General features: G+C 75.3%; 14 protein-coding genes. 4 read left to right on the top strand and 10 right to left on the bottom strand.

Annotation, left to right across the window (positions count from 1 at the left end):
* Positions 1-20: 20 nt before the first annotated feature.
* The 3 genes from ACFWBF_RS13555 to ACFWBF_RS13545 form a co-directional block, all read right to left on the bottom strand.
* Positions 21-1457: an amino acid permease gene (locus tag ACFWBF_RS13555; RefSeq protein ID WP_385599919.1), complete on the bottom strand. Its 1437-nt coding sequence runs from the start codon at positions 1455-1457 to the stop codon at positions 21-23.
* 76 nt (positions 1458-1533) lie between these two features.
* A complete protein-coding gene (locus ACFWBF_RS13550; RefSeq protein ID WP_385599966.1) occupies positions 1534-3669 on the bottom strand; it encodes an alkaline phosphatase family protein in 2136 nt (711 codons plus the stop codon).
* A gap of 137 nt (positions 3670-3806) precedes the next feature.
* Positions 3807-4211 carry a hypothetical protein gene (locus tag ACFWBF_RS13545; RefSeq protein ID WP_385599916.1) on the bottom strand — a complete coding sequence of 135 codons (405 nt, stop codon included), beginning with the start codon at positions 4209-4211 and terminating at the stop codon, positions 3807-3809.
* Between the two features lie 145 nt (positions 4212-4356).
* On the opposite strand from ACFWBF_RS13545, the gene ACFWBF_RS13540 reads away from it, so the two are divergent.
* Positions 4357-5133, top strand: coding sequence for an MBL fold metallo-hydrolase (locus ACFWBF_RS13540; RefSeq protein ID WP_385599913.1), 777 nt, complete (start codon positions 4357-4359; stop codon positions 5131-5133).
* 2 nt (positions 5134-5135) lie between these two features.
* Complete coding sequence (locus ACFWBF_RS13535; RefSeq protein ID WP_385599963.1) at positions 5136-5783, top strand: DedA family protein; 648 nt, start codon at positions 5136-5138, stop codon at positions 5781-5783.
* Positions 5784-5810: 27 nt separating this feature from the next.
* Here ACFWBF_RS13535 and ACFWBF_RS13530 read toward each other — a convergent pair whose 3' ends face one another.
* From ACFWBF_RS13530 to ACFWBF_RS13520, 3 genes are all read right to left on the bottom strand, one after another.
* Positions 5811-6221: a hypothetical protein gene (locus ACFWBF_RS13530; RefSeq protein WP_385599910.1), complete on the bottom strand. Its 411-nt coding sequence runs from the start codon at positions 6219-6221 to the stop codon at positions 5811-5813.
* A 131-nt stretch (positions 6222-6352) separates the two neighbouring features.
* Positions 6353-7570, bottom strand: a complete 1218-nt coding sequence (locus ACFWBF_RS13525) for an aminotransferase class I/II-fold pyridoxal phosphate-dependent enzyme (protein ID WP_385599907.1) — start codon at positions 7568-7570, stop codon at positions 6353-6355.
* Positions 7571-7694: 124 nt separating this feature from the next.
* Positions 7695-8267 carry a TIGR03086 family metal-binding protein gene (locus ACFWBF_RS13520; protein ID WP_385599905.1) on the bottom strand — a complete coding sequence of 191 codons (573 nt, stop codon included), beginning with the start codon at positions 8265-8267 and terminating at the stop codon, positions 7695-7697.
* A 200-nt stretch (positions 8268-8467) separates the two neighbouring features.
* On the opposite strand from ACFWBF_RS13520, the gene ACFWBF_RS13515 reads away from it, so the two are divergent.
* Positions 8468-9277 carry a methyltransferase domain-containing protein gene (locus ACFWBF_RS13515; RefSeq protein WP_385599961.1) on the top strand — a complete coding sequence of 270 codons (810 nt, stop codon included), beginning with the start codon at positions 8468-8470 and terminating at the stop codon, positions 9275-9277.
* Between the two features lie 24 nt (positions 9278-9301).
* Here the strand turns inward: ACFWBF_RS13515 and ACFWBF_RS13510 are convergent, their stop codons facing one another.
* The 3 genes from ACFWBF_RS13510 to ACFWBF_RS13500 all read right to left on the bottom strand — a co-directional run bounded on the left by ACFWBF_RS13510 (position 9302) and on the right by ACFWBF_RS13500 (position 12914).
* Positions 9302-11269 (bottom strand): DUF5107 domain-containing protein, encoded by a 1968-nt coding sequence (locus ACFWBF_RS13510; protein ID WP_385599902.1) that lies wholly within the window; start codon positions 11267-11269, stop codon positions 9302-9304.
* A 157-nt stretch (positions 11270-11426) separates the two neighbouring features.
* Positions 11427-12326, bottom strand: coding sequence for an arginase family protein (locus ACFWBF_RS13505; protein ID WP_385599899.1), 900 nt, complete (start codon positions 12324-12326; stop codon positions 11427-11429).
* A gap of 45 nt (positions 12327-12371) precedes the next feature.
* Positions 12372-12914, bottom strand: a complete 543-nt coding sequence (locus ACFWBF_RS13500; RefSeq protein ID WP_385599896.1) for a GNAT family N-acetyltransferase — start codon at positions 12912-12914, stop codon at positions 12372-12374.
* Between the two features lie 194 nt (positions 12915-13108).
* Here ACFWBF_RS13500 and ACFWBF_RS13495 point away from each other — a divergent pair, with 194 nt between their 5' ends.
* Complete coding sequence (locus ACFWBF_RS13495) at positions 13109-13825, top strand: hypothetical protein (protein ID WP_385599893.1); 717 nt, start codon at positions 13109-13111, stop codon at positions 13823-13825.
* Positions 13826-13840: 15 nt separating this feature from the next.
* Here ACFWBF_RS13495 and ACFWBF_RS13490 read toward each other — a convergent pair whose 3' ends face one another.
* On the bottom strand, positions 13841-15892 hold the full coding sequence (locus ACFWBF_RS13490; RefSeq protein ID WP_385599890.1) for a prolyl oligopeptidase family serine peptidase: 2052 nt from the start codon (positions 15890-15892) through the stop codon (positions 13841-13843).
* Between the last annotated feature and the right edge of the window lie 10 nt (positions 15893-15902).

The following is a 15902-nucleotide window of genomic DNA, read 5'->3' as shown; positions in this document are numbered from 1 at the left end:
GACTGACCTCTCCTTCCAAATTACCCCGCGGGTGAAACGGCTGCGCGCCGCCTGCGGACGGACCTCGCCGACATCACCGCGTACACGAGCACGCCCGCGAAGAGGAAGAGGACGCCCTGGTAGACGGCGGCGTAGCCGGATCCGGCGACCAGCCACATCGAGAAGGCGAAGGCCAGGCAGGCGAGGACGCAGTCGCGGACGAGCCGGCCGCGGTGGACCCGCTCCGACTGGCCGGAGGCGAGGAAATACAGCTGCGCGGCGGTGGAGAGCAGATACGGGACGGTCGCGGTGAAGGTGGTGACCAGGACCAGGGTCTCGAAGACGCCCTCGGAGCCGGCCGTGTAGTTGTAGAGGGTCAGGCCGGAGGCCAGCACGACGGTGACGAGGACACCGACCACCGGGACACCGCGCTTCTTCGTCTCGAAGGCCTTGGGGAACAGCCCGTCCCTGGCGGCGGCGTACGGGGTCTGCGCGCTGAGCAGGGTCCAGCCGTTGAGGGCGCCGACCATCGAGACCACGGCAGCGCAGGCGACGAGCGTGCCGCCCCAGGTCCCTCCGAACATGGCGTTGACGGCGTCGGTGAAGGGAGCGGTGGAGGAGACCAGCTCCTCGTGCGCGACCAGGCCGAAGACGGCGAGCGTGCCCAGCAGGTAGACGGCGGCCGCGCCGACGGTGCCGAGGATGGTGGCCCGGCCGACGTTGCGGGCCGGGTCGCGGACCTCGCCGGCGCTGACGGCGGCCGACTCGATGCCGAGGTAGCTGAAGAGCAGGATCGCGGCGGTGGCGGAGACGGCGCCGACCGCGCTCTGGTCGGTGGCCTGGAAGGGGCCGAGGTTGGCCGGGTCGAAGAAGAACAGCCCGCCCACGGCGACCAGCAGCAGGGGAGCGAACTTCAGTACGGTGGCGACCACCTGCACCGCGCCGACGTAGCGCGTGCCGGCCAGGTTGGCCAGCGCGGGCAGCCACTGGACGGTGAGGGCGGCCAGGCACATCGACCACTTGTGCTCGCCCACGGCCGGGAAGAGCACGCCGAGGTAGCCGACGGACGCGACGGCGAGGGCCGCGTTGGAGACCCAGGTGGTGATCCAGTAGCTCCAGGCCGCGAGGAAGCCCGCGAAGTCGCCGAAGGCGGCGCGGGCGTAGACGTACGGGCCGCCGGTCTGCGGGTGGCGTTCGGCGAGCCGCCCGAAGACCAGGGCGAGGGCGACGGCGCCGAGGGTGAGCACGCCGAAGGCGACGAGGCTGACGGTGCCGAAGGGTGCCACCGAGGCGGGCAGCAGGAAGATGCCGCCGCCGATGATGTTGCCCATGACCAGGCAGGTCGCGACGGGGAGGCCGAAGCGGCGGGCGTGCGGGCTGCCCTGCGGGTGGGGCTCGGAGGCGGTCCCGGCCTCGGTCCCGGCCTCGGTCTCGGTCCCGGAAGACTGGGTGGGCGGCGGTGCTGTGGTGCTGGTCATCGGTGGTGCGCCTCGGGGGTGTCTCACATGCTGGGCAGGTCAACACATGGTTGACCAGCGCGAAGGCGCCGCCAAATCAGCGGGTTTCGTCCCGTACGGAGGCGTCTACACAAGGAAAGATTCCGTCCGAAACCCCCTCCAGCCGCTGATTCTCCGCCCGCGCCGGAGTGGACCGGGGACCGACCGGCACCTGGGGCCCGTCCGCCTCCCGCAGCCAGCGCCGCAGCACCCGGTGCACCGCCTCCGCGCCCACCAGCTCGGCCCCGGGCTCCGGGCCGGGCTCCGACAGCTCGCTCGGCCACATCAGGAACGCGTGGCCCTGCTCCCCGCCGAGGCCCCCGTGCGAGCCGATCTGCTCCTCGAAGGCGTGCACCGCGCCCGTGTCCGGGTCGTACGCCGAGTTCACCATGATGTCGGCCACGTGCGGGAAGGAGTCGGTCCGCCGGACGGCCTGCGCGGCGCCCGGCCCGAAGCGCGCCAGCGCCGCCTCCGCCTCACCCGGGACGTCCAGCCGCGCCCGGGCCCCGTCCGGCCCCAGCACCTCCCCGTCCACCAGCAGGAAACCGATGCCCGGGTGGTTGGCCAGGGTCGCCAGCAGGGCCGGGTGCGCGCGCTCGATCCGCTCACGCGAGGCCCGGCCCGGCAGGTCGGGGAAGGAGATCAGCCCGAGGTTGCCCGAGGCCAGCACCACCGGGTCCGGGCCCGGCTCCGGGTGGGCCTCCTCGCCCTCCTCCTCGACCGGCCGGTGCAGGGCGGCCCGTACGGCGGCGCGCGCCTCGGCCCCGCTGCGGGTGCGCCCGGCCCGGCGGGACACCGGCAGCCCGCAGCCGGCCCGGACCAGGTCCTTCAGCGTGAGCCCGTACCGCCCCAGGAAGGTCTCGCCGGGGCTCTGGCCGTGGTCCGAGAGCAGCACGATCCGGTACTCCCGCGGCGCGTGCTCGGCGACCCGCGCGAGCAGGGCGAGGCTCCGGTCGAGGCGGGCGAGGACCTGGTCGGTGTCCCGGCCGTGCGGGCCCGAGTGGTGGGCGACCTCGTCGTAGGCGACCAGGTCCGCGTACACGGCGGCGCGCCCGGCGAGCATGTCGCCGATCACCGCCGCCACCACGACGTCGCGCTCCACCACCGTCGCGAAGGCCCGGATCATCGGGTAGAGCCCGCCCCGCGACACCCGCGGTCGGTCCTCGCGCAGGCGGGACCTCACCGACTGGCCGATCTCCCGCCCCACTTCGGCGGTGAAGGAGAGCGCGGTGCGCACCGCGTTGGCCGGGTCGGAGAAGTACGCGAAGTAGCCCGCGCGGGAGCGGTTGGCCCGGCCACGTCGGGCGGAGACCGAGAGCACGAGGGCCAGTTGGTCGGCGCCCCCGCTGAAGAGGTTCCCGCGGCTGGCCCCGTCGAGGGTGAGCAGCCCGCCGTTGCCGGTGCGGGCGACGGCCCGCCGCTGGAGGTCGGCGGCATTGGTGGGGCGGTTGCAGACCATCACCTCGCCGGTGTCCTTCTCGTACCAGCGGAAGGCCGGGACGTCGAAGTTCGAGCCGTGCAGGATGCCGAGCTGGCTGGCGCCGGTCTGGCTGGACCAGTCCGTACGCCAGGAGGTGACGCGGTGGGTGCGCGCCAGCCAGTCGGCCACCGTCGGCATCACGCCCCGGCCGGCGGCTCGGCGCAGCACCTCGTGGCCGACGCCGTCGAGCTGGATGATCACCAGGCCGGGCGCGGTCTCGTCCGCGCCGCGGGTGCCCTGGCGGCGCTGTCGGCGCCGCCGCCGGTCGGCGAGCCGGTAGAGCCGGCGCCGGTAGGCCTCGTCGTCGCGCACGGCCAGCGCGGTGGAGGTCGCCGAGGCGACGGCGGACATCACCGCGGCCACCACGACGGCGGTCTCGGGGGCCACCTCGCCGCGGCCGGCCGGGACCAGGTTGAGTGCCAGGAGCAGCAGCGAGCCGTTGAGGAAGAAGACGAGGAGCCCGAGCACCAGGGCGGGCACCAGCAGCAGGGCCCGTACGAGGACCGGCCAGACCAGCGCGCTCAGCAGTCCGAAGGCGCCGGCGCCCCAGGCGGCGGTCAGGCCGATCCGCGTGATGCTGTCGCCGTCGGCGGACTCCAGCCGGAAGTCGGGCAGGATTCCCGCCAGGGCGAGCATGGTGAGGGTGGACACCGCCCACACCAGAATCACCCGCACCAGGGCGCTGCCCGTGCTCCGCCACCGGCCGCCTCGCAACACGCCGTACCCGCCTCACCACCGTGGTCCGCGCCCCGCACGCGGGTCCCCGTCACCTCCCAGGCTCGCACAGCCGGGCACGGCGGGCCGGGCGAGAGGGGTGCGTACGTGCGTGCGCGCGCACGGCGGTTCCAGCACTAGGTGCCGTCGTAGCCCGCGGTCGGCATGGAGAGCCTGCGGTGCACCTCGGCCTTCATCGCGGAGGTGTACTGCGGCTCGTCGAGCCCGGCCGTCTCCAGCCGTACGCCGCGCCGCTCGCACTCCGCGGTGAACTCCTCGACGGAGCGCAGCGCGCGGGCCAGCACGCGGTGGTTGGGGGTGACGAACAGGTCGACCTGTCCGGCGTCGATGTCGGACCAGAGCCCGCAGTGGTCGGCGCGCAGCCCGTAGATCAGCAGTTGCCTCGTCACGACGTAGCCCCGGTCGGCCGCCCAGCGGGCGCACATGGCGTACTGGGTCCGGGTGTCGACGGCGAAGGGGTCGGCGTCGAGTTCCTCGAGCGGGGCCAGGCTGGCGATCGCGGCCACGCGCAGCTCATCCATGTCGCCCGACCCTACTCCGATCCGCGGCCCGGGAGGAGGGGACGTCGGGTTCCGGTTCCAGGCGGACGGTAGGGGCAGCCTTTAGGCTCGGGAGGTGCGGGGAGGTCCGGGATGTCCGGGGACGCGCGAGAGGGAGGGGAGGCCGGTGCCGGTGGAGGTGACCTGGTGGGGCCATGCCACGTGCACGGTCGAGGACTCCGGGGTGCGGCTGTTGACGGACCCGCTGTTCGCGCGGCGGCTGGCGCATCTGCGGCGGCGGCGCGGGGCGGTGCCCCCCGCTCAGGCGGCCGTGGCGGACGTGGTGCTGGTGTCGCACCTGCACGCCGACCACCTGCACCTGCCGTCGCTGGCGCGGCTGGCGCCCGGGACCCGGCTGGTGGTGCCGCGCGGTGCGTGCCGGGCCGTGCCGGGGCTGGCTCGGCTCGCGCGGGGGCGCGCCTTCGCCGTCACGGAGGTGGCGCCGGGCGAGGAGTTCGCGGTACGGGGCGGCGTGCGGGTACGGGCGGTCAGCGCGCGGCACGACGGGCGGCGGCTGCCCTTCGGGCCGCACCTGGCGCCGGCGCTCGGCTACGTGGTGCAGGGCGAGGCGCGGACGTACTTCGCCGGGGACACCGGGCTGTTCGACGCGATGGCCGGGGAGGTCGGGCCGGTGGACGTGGCGCTGCTGCCGGTGGGCGGCTGGGGGCCGTATCTGGGGCAGGGGCACCTGGACCCGGGGCGGGCGGCGCGGGCGCTGGCCGCGCTGGGCCCGGCCGCGGCGGTGCCGGTGCACTACGGGACGTACTGGCCGATCGGGATGGACGCGGTGCGGCCGCACGAATTCCACGCGCCGGGCGAGGAGTTCGTACGGCTTGCCGGGCAGCTGGCGCCGAAGGTGACCGTACGGGTACCCGCGCACGGGGAGCGGGTGCGGCTGCCGTGACCCTGCTCGACCTCGCGGCGACGGCCGGTCAGGTCCCGCCGGAGACGACCCGGCAGGCCGTCGGCTACCCGGCGCTGTTCGTGCTGGTGGCGCTCGGCGCGCTGGTGCCGGTGATCCCGACGGGGGCGCTGGTCAGTTCGGCGGCGGTGGTGGCGTTCCATCAGCAGTCGATGCCGTTCGGGCTGCTGATGGTGTTCGGGGTGGCGGCGCTGGCGGCCTTCACCGGGGACGTCGCGCTGTACTGGCTGGGGCAGCGCGGGGTGCGCTCCCGCGGCGGCTCGCGCTGGCTGGAGGCCCTGCGCGGCCGGGCCACGCCGGAGCGGCTGGAGCAGGCGCAGACGAGACTGGACGAGCACGGGGTGCTGGTCCTGGTGGTCTCCCGCCTGGTCCCGGCGGGCCGCATCCCGGTGATGCTGGCCTGCCTGCTGGCGCAGTTGCCGCTGCGCCGCTTCGCCCGCGGCGACGCCCCGGCCTGCCTCGCCTGGGCGGCGACGTACGGCCTGATCGGGATCCTCGGCGGCTCCCTCTTCTCGGAACCCTGGAAGGGCGTGGCCCTGGCGGTGGCCCTGACCCTCCTGATCAGCGCGACCCCCTCCCTCCTCCGCCGTCTGCGCACCGAGCCCGCGTCCCGCCGGGAGGATCTCCCGTAGCGGGCCGGGCACGAGCGCCGCAGGCGCCTACCAACCCGGGGGAAGCTCCCCGTCCTGCGCCCCCTCGATCAGCCGCGGCCGACGGTGGTGCCACCACCGGCCGCCCCCGGGCTGCGACCCGGCCGGCCCAGCACCTTCGAGCGCCACCGTCGCGGCGGTGTACCGGGCGTCCAGGGCTGCCAACTCGCCTGCGCGGAACTCCCGTACCACGTCGGTCAGGATCGGCCACGCCTCGGCCAGCCAGTCCCGGCACAGCAGGTCGTGAGGGTACTCCCATGCCGCGTGGGCCTCGACGCCGTCCTCGACGTCCTCCACGAGCGCGAGCCACCTGTCCAGCATGGCGTTGAGCGTGCGGACGCCGCCGTACCGCGCCGCGAGGGCGCGGCCCGCGGTGTGGATCGACTCGTAGTCGTTCTGGTCGAGGCGCTGCGTGTCCATGCCTCGACTCTGGCAGTGCGGGCCGGCGACCACAACGGCGATCCGGCCGGTTCGTACGGCCGGTCCGCGGACGAGCGCGGCCACACCCGGTGTTCCCCGAGCGGGCGGTCTGCGTCCAGGGTGGGTTCCCGTCAGGTGAGTTCGGCGAGGACCGCGCCGAGGTGGTCCAGGGAGCGCCGTACGTGCGGGAGCGCCAGCGGGTCGCGCGCGGTGAGCGCGGTCAGCCGCTCCTGGGGGGTGGCGCCGAGCAGCGGTCCGGTCGACAACCGCACGCGCAGGGCGACCGGTTCGTCGGCGAACCGCTGGCCGCCGGGGGTGGGCGCCCCGAGCCGGCCGCCGAGCCAGTCCTCCAGCTCCATCGCGTCGCCGACCCCGCGGCGGGCGAGGCCCGCGCGCAGCGGGGTGAGGTCGGCGTAGAGGTGCCGTCCGGCCTGCGGGGGCCGGGCGAGCGCCCCGACGGCCAGCAGTTCCCGGTGGGCGGCGGCGGCCACGGCGCCGTGCAGGGCGGCGGCCGCGTAGGCGCGTGCGGCGATCGCGTCGGGCTCGTCGAGGGCGTATGCGGCGGCCCCGGCGACGGGCCCCGCGACCAGCGCCCCGGTGGCGGTCAGGACGTCGAGGGTGCGGGCGCGCAGCCAGGTGCCGCGCGCGGTGTCGGGGAAGCGGATCACGGCGGCGGGCCAGCCGGCGGGCAGCAGCGCGCCGGACAGGTCGACGAGCACGGCGGCCCGGTCGGGCAGCATCTCGGCGGGAGAGAGCACGAGGGTGTCGTGCGGGCGGTGCACGGTGTCGCGCCAGCTCTCGTCGCTGACGACGAACAGCCCGGCGTCGGCGGCGGCCTCGCAGGCCTCCCGCAGCAGTTCGGGCGGCGGCACGGTGGCGGTCGGGTCGTCGGCGACGGAGAGCAGCAGGATGCGCGGGTCGCCGCCCTCGGCGCGCACCCGCCGTACGGTCTCCAGCAGGGCGTACGGGTCGGGTACGCCGCCGCACTCGGCCGGGGTGGGCACGTGGTAGGCCCGCCGTCCCAGTATCCGGACCTGGGGGGTCCACCAGGCGGGACAGGGCCGGGGCAGCAGCACGTCACCGCCGTACGCCCCGATCAGCGCGAGCAGCAGGGCGGCGGCGCCGGGTCCGGCGGCCACGTTCTCGGGCGCGGTCGGCAGTCCGCGGCGCCCCCAGTGGCGGCAGGCCGCTTCGCGTACGGGCTCGCCGCCGCCCGCGGGCTCGGGGGCGGCGCGTCCGGCTGCCGCGGCGAGCACGGCGGTGAGCTCGGGCAGCACGGGCAGGCCGGGCTGGGGGGCGGGCGGACCGTAGCGGACCGGACCACGGCCCTCGGCCGTCGTGCGCTGCATCCCCGCCACTCCCCGCCACCTCTTTCCGCCCCGCTCCGGGCCTCGCTCCCGCTGCCACTCCCGCCAACCCTGCCTTTATACGAGTATTCGTCCCGGTTTGCCCGTTGAGGGCGCGGCGGCACGGTCAGCCCCGCCTCCCGACGAGTGCGAGCAGCCGGGTCTGGGCGTCGGCCCCCGCCGGGATCTCCACCGGCGGCGCGTACGCCCCGCTCGCGGCGAGCCCGTCGGCGTACGGCATGACCTCCTTGATCGAGAACTCGACCAGGGGCTCCGGCAGCCGGTCGTCGGCGCCGATGGCCCGGGCGAGGTCCCAGGCGTGCACGACGCAGTCGGCGGTCAACTCCGAGCAGTACGCCGATCCGAGCGCGGGCCCGTACGAGAGGCGCACGGTGCGGTCCAGCGCCCCGGACGCGGTGAAGGCCGCGTGCGCGTCGGCCGCGGCCCGGTCCCAGGCGGCGACGGGGTCCGGGCCGAGCAGGTCGCCGGAGAGCTCGTCCCCGACGTCCTCGACGGTGCGGCCGTCCGTGACCAGCGGCGGGATCCAGCGCTGTTCGCCGGTCACGTGGTTGACCAGCTCCCGTACGTTCCACTCCGTGCACGGGGTCGGCGCGGCCCACTGGTCGTCCGCGATGGCCCGCACGTAACCGCCGAAGAGCCGCAGCGCCTCGGCGTGCTGTTCGAGCAGCGTGTCCGGCATGGGTCCCACCGTCCTTCGCCCTGGGGTTCGCCCCCTGGCCCCACTGTCCTCGCACCTGCCGCGCCCTGCCACTGACCTGCCCAACCCCCTTGGTACACAAGCATGCTGTCCACATGCCAAAACGCATATCTCATACTCCGAACTGATCCTCTAGGTTGGTGTCAACGCTTCGACGACGAGGAGTCACTGCCGTGAACGCCATGAAGGAGACCGCCGTCTACACGCACGGCCACCACGAGTCCGTGCTGCGCTCGCACCGCTGGCGCACCGCCGCGAACTCGGCCGCCTACCTGATCGGTGAGCTGCGGCCCGGCATGTCCGTCCTGGACGTGGGCTGCGGCCCGGGCACGATCACCGCGGACCTGGCGGAGCTGGTCGGACCGGGCGGGCAGGTCACGGCGGTGGACGCGGCGGCGGACGTACTGGCCCAGGCGGGCGCGTACGTGGAGGAGCGCGGCCTGCGCAACGTCTCGTTCGCCACGGCGGACGTGCACGCGCTGGAGTTCTCCGACGACTCCTTCGACGTGGTCCACGCCCACCAGGTGCTGCAGCACGTCGGCGACCCGGTCCAGGCGCTGCGGGAGATGCGGCGGGTGTGCCGGCCGGGCGGGGTCGTCGCGGCGCGGGACGCGGACTACGCGGCGATGACCTGGTACCCGGCGACCCCGGGGCTGGAGGACTGGCAGAGCCTGTACCGGCGGGTCGCCCGCGCGAACGGCGGCGAACCGGACGCCGGGCGCCGCCTGCGCTCCTGGGCGAGGGCGGCGGGCTTCACGGACATCGCGTCCTCGGCGACGGCCTGGTGCTACGCCACCGCCGAGGAGACGGCGTGGTGGTCCGCACTGTGGGCGGACCGTACGACGGCCTCCGCGTACGCGGACATCACCACCCGGGGCGGCCACGCGACCGCCGCGGAGCTGGCCCGGATCGCCGCCGCCTGGCGCACCTGGGGCGCGGAGCCCGACGCCTGGTTCTCGGTCCTGAACGGCGAGGTCCTCTGCCGGGCATGACCCGGGGCCGCCGCCTGTGGTGGCCTAACCCGGCGGGCGCATGCGGAAGTCGTAGTGGGGCGGGAGGGGGCGGTCGGTGAGGGTGGACCAGACCTCGGAGAGGGTTTCGTCGCCCTCGCGGAGGTCGGGGAGCTCGAAGCCGTCTTCGAAGACGCGGCGGGCCGCGACCACATGGCCCTCCGCCGCCAGCAGGCGGGCGGCCAGCAGCCGGAAACGGCCCTGGTCGCGCAGCACGGGCCGGAGCCGGTCCCAGACGGACCGCGCCGCCGCCAGACGGCCGGCCGCCAGCAGCGCCGCCATCGCCTCCCGCCCCAGTGCGGACTCGGCGGCCAGCCACTCCGCGCTGCCCCGGCTCTCCTGCGCGAGGTCGTCGAACGCCTCGGCGTACGAGGCCGCCGCCCGCGCCCGGTCACCCGCCAGCGCGTCCGCCACCGCCATGCACCTCAGCAGCGGCCACCGCGACGGGGCCAGCGCCAGCCCGCGCTCCCAGCTCCGTACCGCCTGCGCCACATCACCGGCGTGCCACTGCGCGACACCGAGGTGGTACTCGGTCAGCGGGTCCGCCGGGGCGGTCTCCAGCATGTCCCGCCAGTGCGGGGCCACCAGGCTCGGTCCCGGCGGCGCCACCCGCCGCGGGGCGGGGAAGACGCCGGTGCGCCACAGCTCCAGCCACGGGGCCTGCGCCTCGCCGAGCGAGGACTCGGGGAAGGGCGTGCCCGGCAGTTCGAAGCCCCCGCAGAGCACCTCCAGCGCACCCCACCCCGAGCCGGCCGCCAGCCTCTCCCCCGGTTCGGTGTCGGCGCCGGCGCGCCACGCCTCGTACGCCGCCTCGACCCGCTCCCGCGGCAGGGCCGCCGCAAGCGCCGCCTCCGCCGAGGCGCGCGCCGCCGCCCAGTCGTCTCCGTGCACCGCCGATGCGTCGGCCGACAGCGCCCCGTACGCCTCCAGCCAGCTGAACTCCGCCCCGGCTTCCAGCCGTACGTGCTCCAGCTGGGTCCGGGCCAGCCCCGCCTGGATCTCCGCGTAGCCGCCCGTACCCGGCTGCGTCAGCCACTCCTGCCAGCGCCGCCCGCCCCCGCCCGCACCCCACACGAAGAGCTTGCGCCCGCGCAGCCGCGCCGTCGAGGTCTGCACGAGACCGCGGCCCCCGGCGTCCAGCGAGGCGATCCAGGGCCGCTCCCCGTCCCGGACCTCGTAGAAGAAGTCGGCCGGGTACTCGCTGCGCACCGGGTACGTGCGGTCCGCGCCCTCCCACCGCGGTACGGGGATGCGCCGCAGCGAGCGCTCGTACCCGAAGTGCCAGGCCTCCTCGGCCGGGGCCAGCACCCGGGTGCCCTCGTCTTGCGGTACGGCGATGTTGGACCACCAGTACACGGGCGCCGGGCGTTCGTGCGGATTGCGCACGCGGACGCCGACGTACAGGAACTCCGAGTCCTCCGGCAGCCACAGGTCCACCTGGAACGGCAGGTCGCGCAGCCGCTCCCACTCCCACAGCCGTACCATTACGCCCCCGTCGGGCGCCGGGACGAGCGCGGCGTGCACGGGGGCGCAGGAGAGGGTGGTGTGCCCGGTCGCGCCGATGTTCCACTCGATGCCGCCGGAGAACCAGGCGCCGTTGAGCGCGAAGTTGGCGGGCTGGAACACCGGGTTGCGGTACAGCAGTTCACGCCCGGTCGGCAGGTGGACGAGCGAGTGGATCCGGCCGCCGAGGCACGGCAGCACGGTGACCCGCAGGTGCTCGTTCTCAATGACGATTGATTCGAACTCCTGCTCCTGCCGCTGCCGTTGGTAACCGTCCAGGACCCGGACGGGCAGTACCGAGCGCAATGGCTCGTACCCGATTTGGCGCGCCATGTCGCGCGGCAGTCCGTCGCGCGACCGCTCGTCCAGTACGTGCACCCCGTCGGGCGCACGCAGGGCCGGCAGCGGGTTCTCGTGCCCCAACGGGGCCGCGGGAAGGGTCAGCAGGGCACGTCGGACGGTGGTGGCCATGAGGGCATGGAACACGCAGCGGCGGCCGGTGCACAGGGGTTTCGCGGATCACCACCGGTCAGGATTACGCAAAGACGCTTCATCATGGCGGACATGACCAGCACGGCGAGCCCCGACCCCAGCTCCGGCGCAGGCTCCGACCCCGCGGCTCACGGCCCTACGTGAACGCCCCCGCCACCAGGTCCGCGAGGAGCGCCCCCGCCCGCCCGTCCGGGTCCAGGTCCGGATCGTAGATGGTGACGTTGAGCCCCACGCAACGCGGGGAGCGCACCAACACCCCCAGCAGCTCGGCGAGTTCGTCCGGGATCAGCCCACCGGGGTCCGGGCTGTCCACGGCCGGCATCACGCTCGGGTCCAGCACGTCCGCGTCCAGGTGGACCCAGAACCCGGAGGTCACCGGCGGGTGCAGCCCCTCCAGGGCCGTGCGCGCCACCGGCCCGGCGCCGCGGTCCCGGATCGCGCCGACCGTGGCGGCGAAGAACCCGGCCGCGCGCAGCTCCTTGAGGTCCGGGTCCCCGTCCCGCAGTCCGAAGAGCCGCACGTCCTCGTCCCGCAGGTACGGCCGGAGCCCCTCCAGGTCGGCGAGGTCGGCCTGGCCGCGCCCGGTGGACAGGGCGAGCTCCTCGCCGCCGGCCGCGCCCACGGGCCCGTTCACCTCGGTGTTCCCGGGGTGGCGGAAGTCGGCGGAGCCGTCGATCGCGGCCAGGCCGTACCGCCCGAGCCGCCGCATGGCGAGGGCCGCGCCGAGCTGGATCGAGCAGTCCCCGCCCAGTACGACGGGGAACTCGCCGGCCCGCAGGTGCTGCTCGATCCGGTCGGCGAGGGCGACCGTGTACGCGGCGAGCACGCCGGCGTGGAAGACCCCGTCGCCCTCCTGCCAGTCGCCGCGGTCGTAGCGCGGCGGGACGACGACACCGCCCTCGCGCGCACCGAGCCGGGCCAGCAGGCCCTGTTCGCGCAGGGCGCCGGCCAGCTTGTACACGCCGGGCACGGCGCCGGGGGCGGGCGGCCGCAGGCCGAGGTTGGACGGGGCGTCGAGGAGTACGAGGCTTCTCATGCCCTCATCCTGGGCGATGTGCGTGCCACGGGCGCCGCATTTGCGTCATGACGGCACAGAGGCCGTGAGGGCCCAGCGCTCGTGGTCCCGCCAGGCGCCGTCGACGTGCAGGAAGTCCGGGGAGAACCCCTCCAGCCGGAAGCCGCGCCCCCTGACCAGGGCGATCGAGGAGGTGTTGCCCGGCTGGACGTTCGCCTCCAGGCGGTGCAGCCCGAGGGCGCCGAAGGCGTGGGCGAGGACCAGGTCCAGCGCCTCGCCCAGCAGCCCCCGGCCGGCGGCGTGTGCGAAGGCCCCGTAGCCGAGCGCACCGCACCGGAAGGCGCCGCGCACGATGTTGTTGATGTTGACGAAGCCGGCGATGGCCCCGGTCTCCCGCTCGCAGACGAGGAACCCGGCCCGGCCGCCGTCGCCGTCGATCAGCCGGGCCGCGTACGCCTCGTACTCCTCGACGGTCGCGGGCGGGAACAGCCACGGCCGGTGCAGCTCGCGGCTCTCGCGCACGCGGGCGGTGAACTCGGCTCCGTCGGCGAGCCGGTAGGGGCGCAGGCCGACCCGCTCCCCCTCGACGAGGTAGGTGGAAAAGGTCATCCGCCCAGGCTAGCGCCGTGACCGGAAAGGTTCACCGCGTCGCGGCGCCCGGCACGACACCTCGCCGCGTTGTCGGACCGCGCAAGTACGTCCAGTACGAGACGCGGTCCTCCGCCTTGCGATGCACCGCACCGGACACCGCGCCCCGGCAAACCTTTCCGCCCACAGCACCAGCGCCGTGGCAGGATCCCGGTGTGATCATCACCCACGACACCCCTGGACTCCTGCTCGCGGCGGCGCGCAACAACGCCGACTGGTGCGACGCGGTCTGCCGCGGCCACGGACTGCGGCCCGACTTCGCTCCGGACGCGTGGACCAGTACGCTGCGCACCCCGCCGATGTACCCCGATGCCGTCTCCCTCACCCCGCAGGCCTCGGCGGACGCGATCGCGGCCGCGATCGACACCGGCGCGCCCGGCTGCTCGGTGAAGGACAGCTTCGCCACGCTCGACCTGGGCCCGGCCGGCTTCGAAGTGCTCTTCGAGGCGCAGTGGATCCACCGTCCGGCCGGGGCCGCGGGCGCGGCGGACTCGCGCCTGGAGTGGTCCGAGGCCGGGGACGCCGAGGAACTGGAGGCCTGGGAGGCCGCCTGGGACGGCGAGGAGAGCACCGGGCTCTTCCGCCCGCATCTGCTCGGCGAGGGCATCGTCTTCCTGGCGGGCCGCGCCGGGGGCCGGATCGTCGCGGGCGCCGTCGCGAGCACCGGCGGTGGTGTGGTGGGCGTGTCCAACCTGTTCACCCGGGACGAGGCCGACACCGACGCCGCCTGGGCGGGCGTCCTGGCCCGGATCGCCGCCCGCTGGCCGGACCTGGACGTCGTCGGGTACGAACACGGAGCCGACCTGGACGCCGCCGTCCGCGCCGGGTTCACCCCGGTCGGCCCGCTCCGCGTCTGGCTGCACACGGCCTGACGCGCGTCCCGGCCGTCAGGCGCGCAGCTCCAGCCGCGGGATGTCCGTCCGCTCGATCCCGAACACCTGGGCGTACAGCGACAGTTCGGCCTCCAGCGCCCGGACCATCGTCTCCGCCCGCCTGAAACCGTGACCCTCACCCTCGAAGGCGACGTACGCGTGCGGCACCGGGCGGCCGCGCAGGGCGGCCAAGAGGCGCTCCGCCTGGGCCGGCGGGCAGACCGGGTCGTCCAGGCCCTGGAGCAGCACGAACGGGGCCGTGATCCGGTCCGCGCGGGCCACCGGCGAGCGCTCGCGGCAGCGCCTCGCCAGCGCCTGTGGCGGCCCGGCCAGGCCGTCGATGTAGCGGGACTCCAGGTCGTGGGTCTCCTCGGCGAAGCCGAGCAGGTCCAGCACCGGGTAGATGATCGCCGCGCAGGCGTACAGGTCGGTGGCGGCCAGTGAGGCCGCCGCCGTCCAACCCCCCGCGCTGGCGCCCCGGATGGCGAGCCGGGCGGGGTCGGCGGTGCCCTCGGCGGCCAGGGCCCGGGCGACGGCCGCGCAGTCCTCGACGTCGACCACGCCCCACTGCTCGCGCAGCCGTTCCCGGTAGGCGCGTCCGTAGCCGGTTGAACCGCCGTAGTTCACCTCGACCACACCGATGCCGCGCGAGGTGAAGTAAGCGATGTGCAGGTCCAGTACGGGCGGCACGTGGTCGGTGGGGCCGCCGTGCGCCCACACCACGTACGGGGGCAGCTCGTCGGCGGGGGCCCGGCGGGCCGGGTGGTGCGGCGGGTAGACGTGCGCGTGGATCTCCCGGTCGGCGGGGCCGAGGAAGGTCCGGCTCTGCGGCTCCGGGTAGTACGCCGGGTCCACGGGGTCCACTCCCGCCGAGCCGATCACCCGGGCATGGCCGGTGGCGGTGTCCAGCTCCACCACCTCGTACGCGCTGCGGGGGCTCGCGGCGACCCCGTAGACCCTGCTGCCGCTGACGGCGAGGGTGGGCTGCCAGGCCGTCCACGGCCCGGCCGCGTCCACCAGGTCACCGCTCTCCGGGTCGAGTACGCCGAGCACGCAGGAGCCCTGCCCGTGCAGGACGGCGACGAGCCCTCCCCCCGAGCCTTCGGCCTGGGAGGCATCCCCTGGCAGCGGGGCGAGCCACCGCAGCCCGGGCTTCCACAGCGGGCCGCCGAACTCCTCTTCCCTCGGGCACAGGTTGACGGCCTCTCCCGACGCGGGATCCACCCGGTACGGGTTCCACCAGCCGCCGCGGTCGCTCACCGCGAGGAGGGTGCCGCCGGGGGTCCACTCCACCTGGGCCACGGCCTCGTCCGGGCCGCCGAGCACGGTACGGGCCTGCGCGAGCCGGCCGTCCGGCGTGACCTCGGCGACCCTCAACTCGGTGCCGTCCCACGGCATCCGGGGGTGGTCCCAGACCAGCCAGGCCGCGCTGAGCCCGTCCGGGGACAGCCGGGGCCCGGTGGTGAACCGGTACCGGTCGTCGGTCAACTCCCGTACGAGGGACCGGTCCTCGGCGGCCGATCCGTCCAGGGGTACGGCGGCCAGCACGCGGCGCACGTCGGTCGGCGCGGGCCCGCTGAACTCCTCCAGCACGCACCAGACCTCGCCGCCGCGCAGCACCGGGTCGGCCCAGCGCAGCCCGCCACCGATCGGGGAGACCGGCGTGAGGGGGCGCGGGCGTGATCCGTCCGGGGCGCCGGGCGCGTCGGGTTCGTACGCGTACAGCCGCTGGTCGGCGAAGTGGACGAAGACCAACAGGGGCCCGCCCGCGGGGCGTTCGACGCCCGCCCAGGGCTGTCCGCCGTACTCCGTGACCCGGCTGCGTACGTTCCACGGCGCGGGCAGTGCCGCGGCCTCGGGTCCGCCGTCCGCGGGCCGGCGTACCAGGGTGCGGCGGCCGCCCTCCCTGGGCCGGGGCTCGGTCCACCACACCTCGGCGCCGACCGTGCCCACGTACTCGGGCCGGCCGTCGAGCGACGCGGCGAGCGCGGCGTCGATGGGCGAGGGCCAACTGCCGTAGGCCCCGGTCCCGGCCCCACCCCCGGCCCCGGTCGGCTCCGCCCTCACCTGGCCCCCC

The sequence above is a fragment of the Streptomyces sp. NPDC060028 genome (assembly GCF_042736725.1).
In the GTDB taxonomy this organism is placed as follows: domain Bacteria; phylum Actinomycetota; class Actinomycetes; order Streptomycetales; family Streptomycetaceae; genus Streptomyces.
This window is presented reverse-complemented; position numbering and strand designations above follow the sequence as displayed.

Bases quoted from the DNA above. Each gene is read 5' to 3' on its own strand.
- ACFWBF_RS13520 (WP_385599905.1), bottom strand. From the start codon at position 8,267: ATGCCGGACACGCTGCTCGAACAGCACGCCGAGGCGCTGCGGCTCTTC.
- ACFWBF_RS13545 (WP_385599916.1), bottom strand. From the start codon at position 4,211: ATGGATGAGCTGCGCGTGGCCGCGATCGCCAGCCTGGCCCCGCTCGAG.
- ACFWBF_RS13515 (WP_385599961.1), top strand. From the start codon at position 8,468: ATGAAGGAGACCGCCGTCTACACGCACGGCCACCACGAGTCCGTGCTG.
- ACFWBF_RS13505 (WP_385599899.1), bottom strand. From the start codon at position 12,326: ATGAGAAGCCTCGTACTCCTCGACGCCCCGTCCAACCTCGGCCTGCGG.
- ACFWBF_RS13525 (WP_385599907.1), bottom strand. From the start codon at position 7,570: ATGCAGCGCACGACGGCCGAGGGCCGTGGTCCGGTCCGCTACGGTCCG.
- ACFWBF_RS13500 (WP_385599896.1), bottom strand. From the start codon at position 12,914: ATGACCTTTTCCACCTACCTCGTCGAGGGGGAGCGGGTCGGCCTGCGC.
- ACFWBF_RS13530 (WP_385599910.1), bottom strand. From the start codon at position 6,221: ATGGACACGCAGCGCCTCGACCAGAACGACTACGAGTCGATCCACACC.
- ACFWBF_RS13555 (WP_385599919.1), bottom strand. From the start codon at position 1,457: ATGACCAGCACCACAGCACCGCCGCCCACCCAGTCTTCCGGGACCGAG.
- ACFWBF_RS13510 (WP_385599902.1), bottom strand. From the start codon at position 11,269: ATGGCCACCACCGTCCGACGTGCCCTGCTGACCCTTCCCGCGGCCCCG.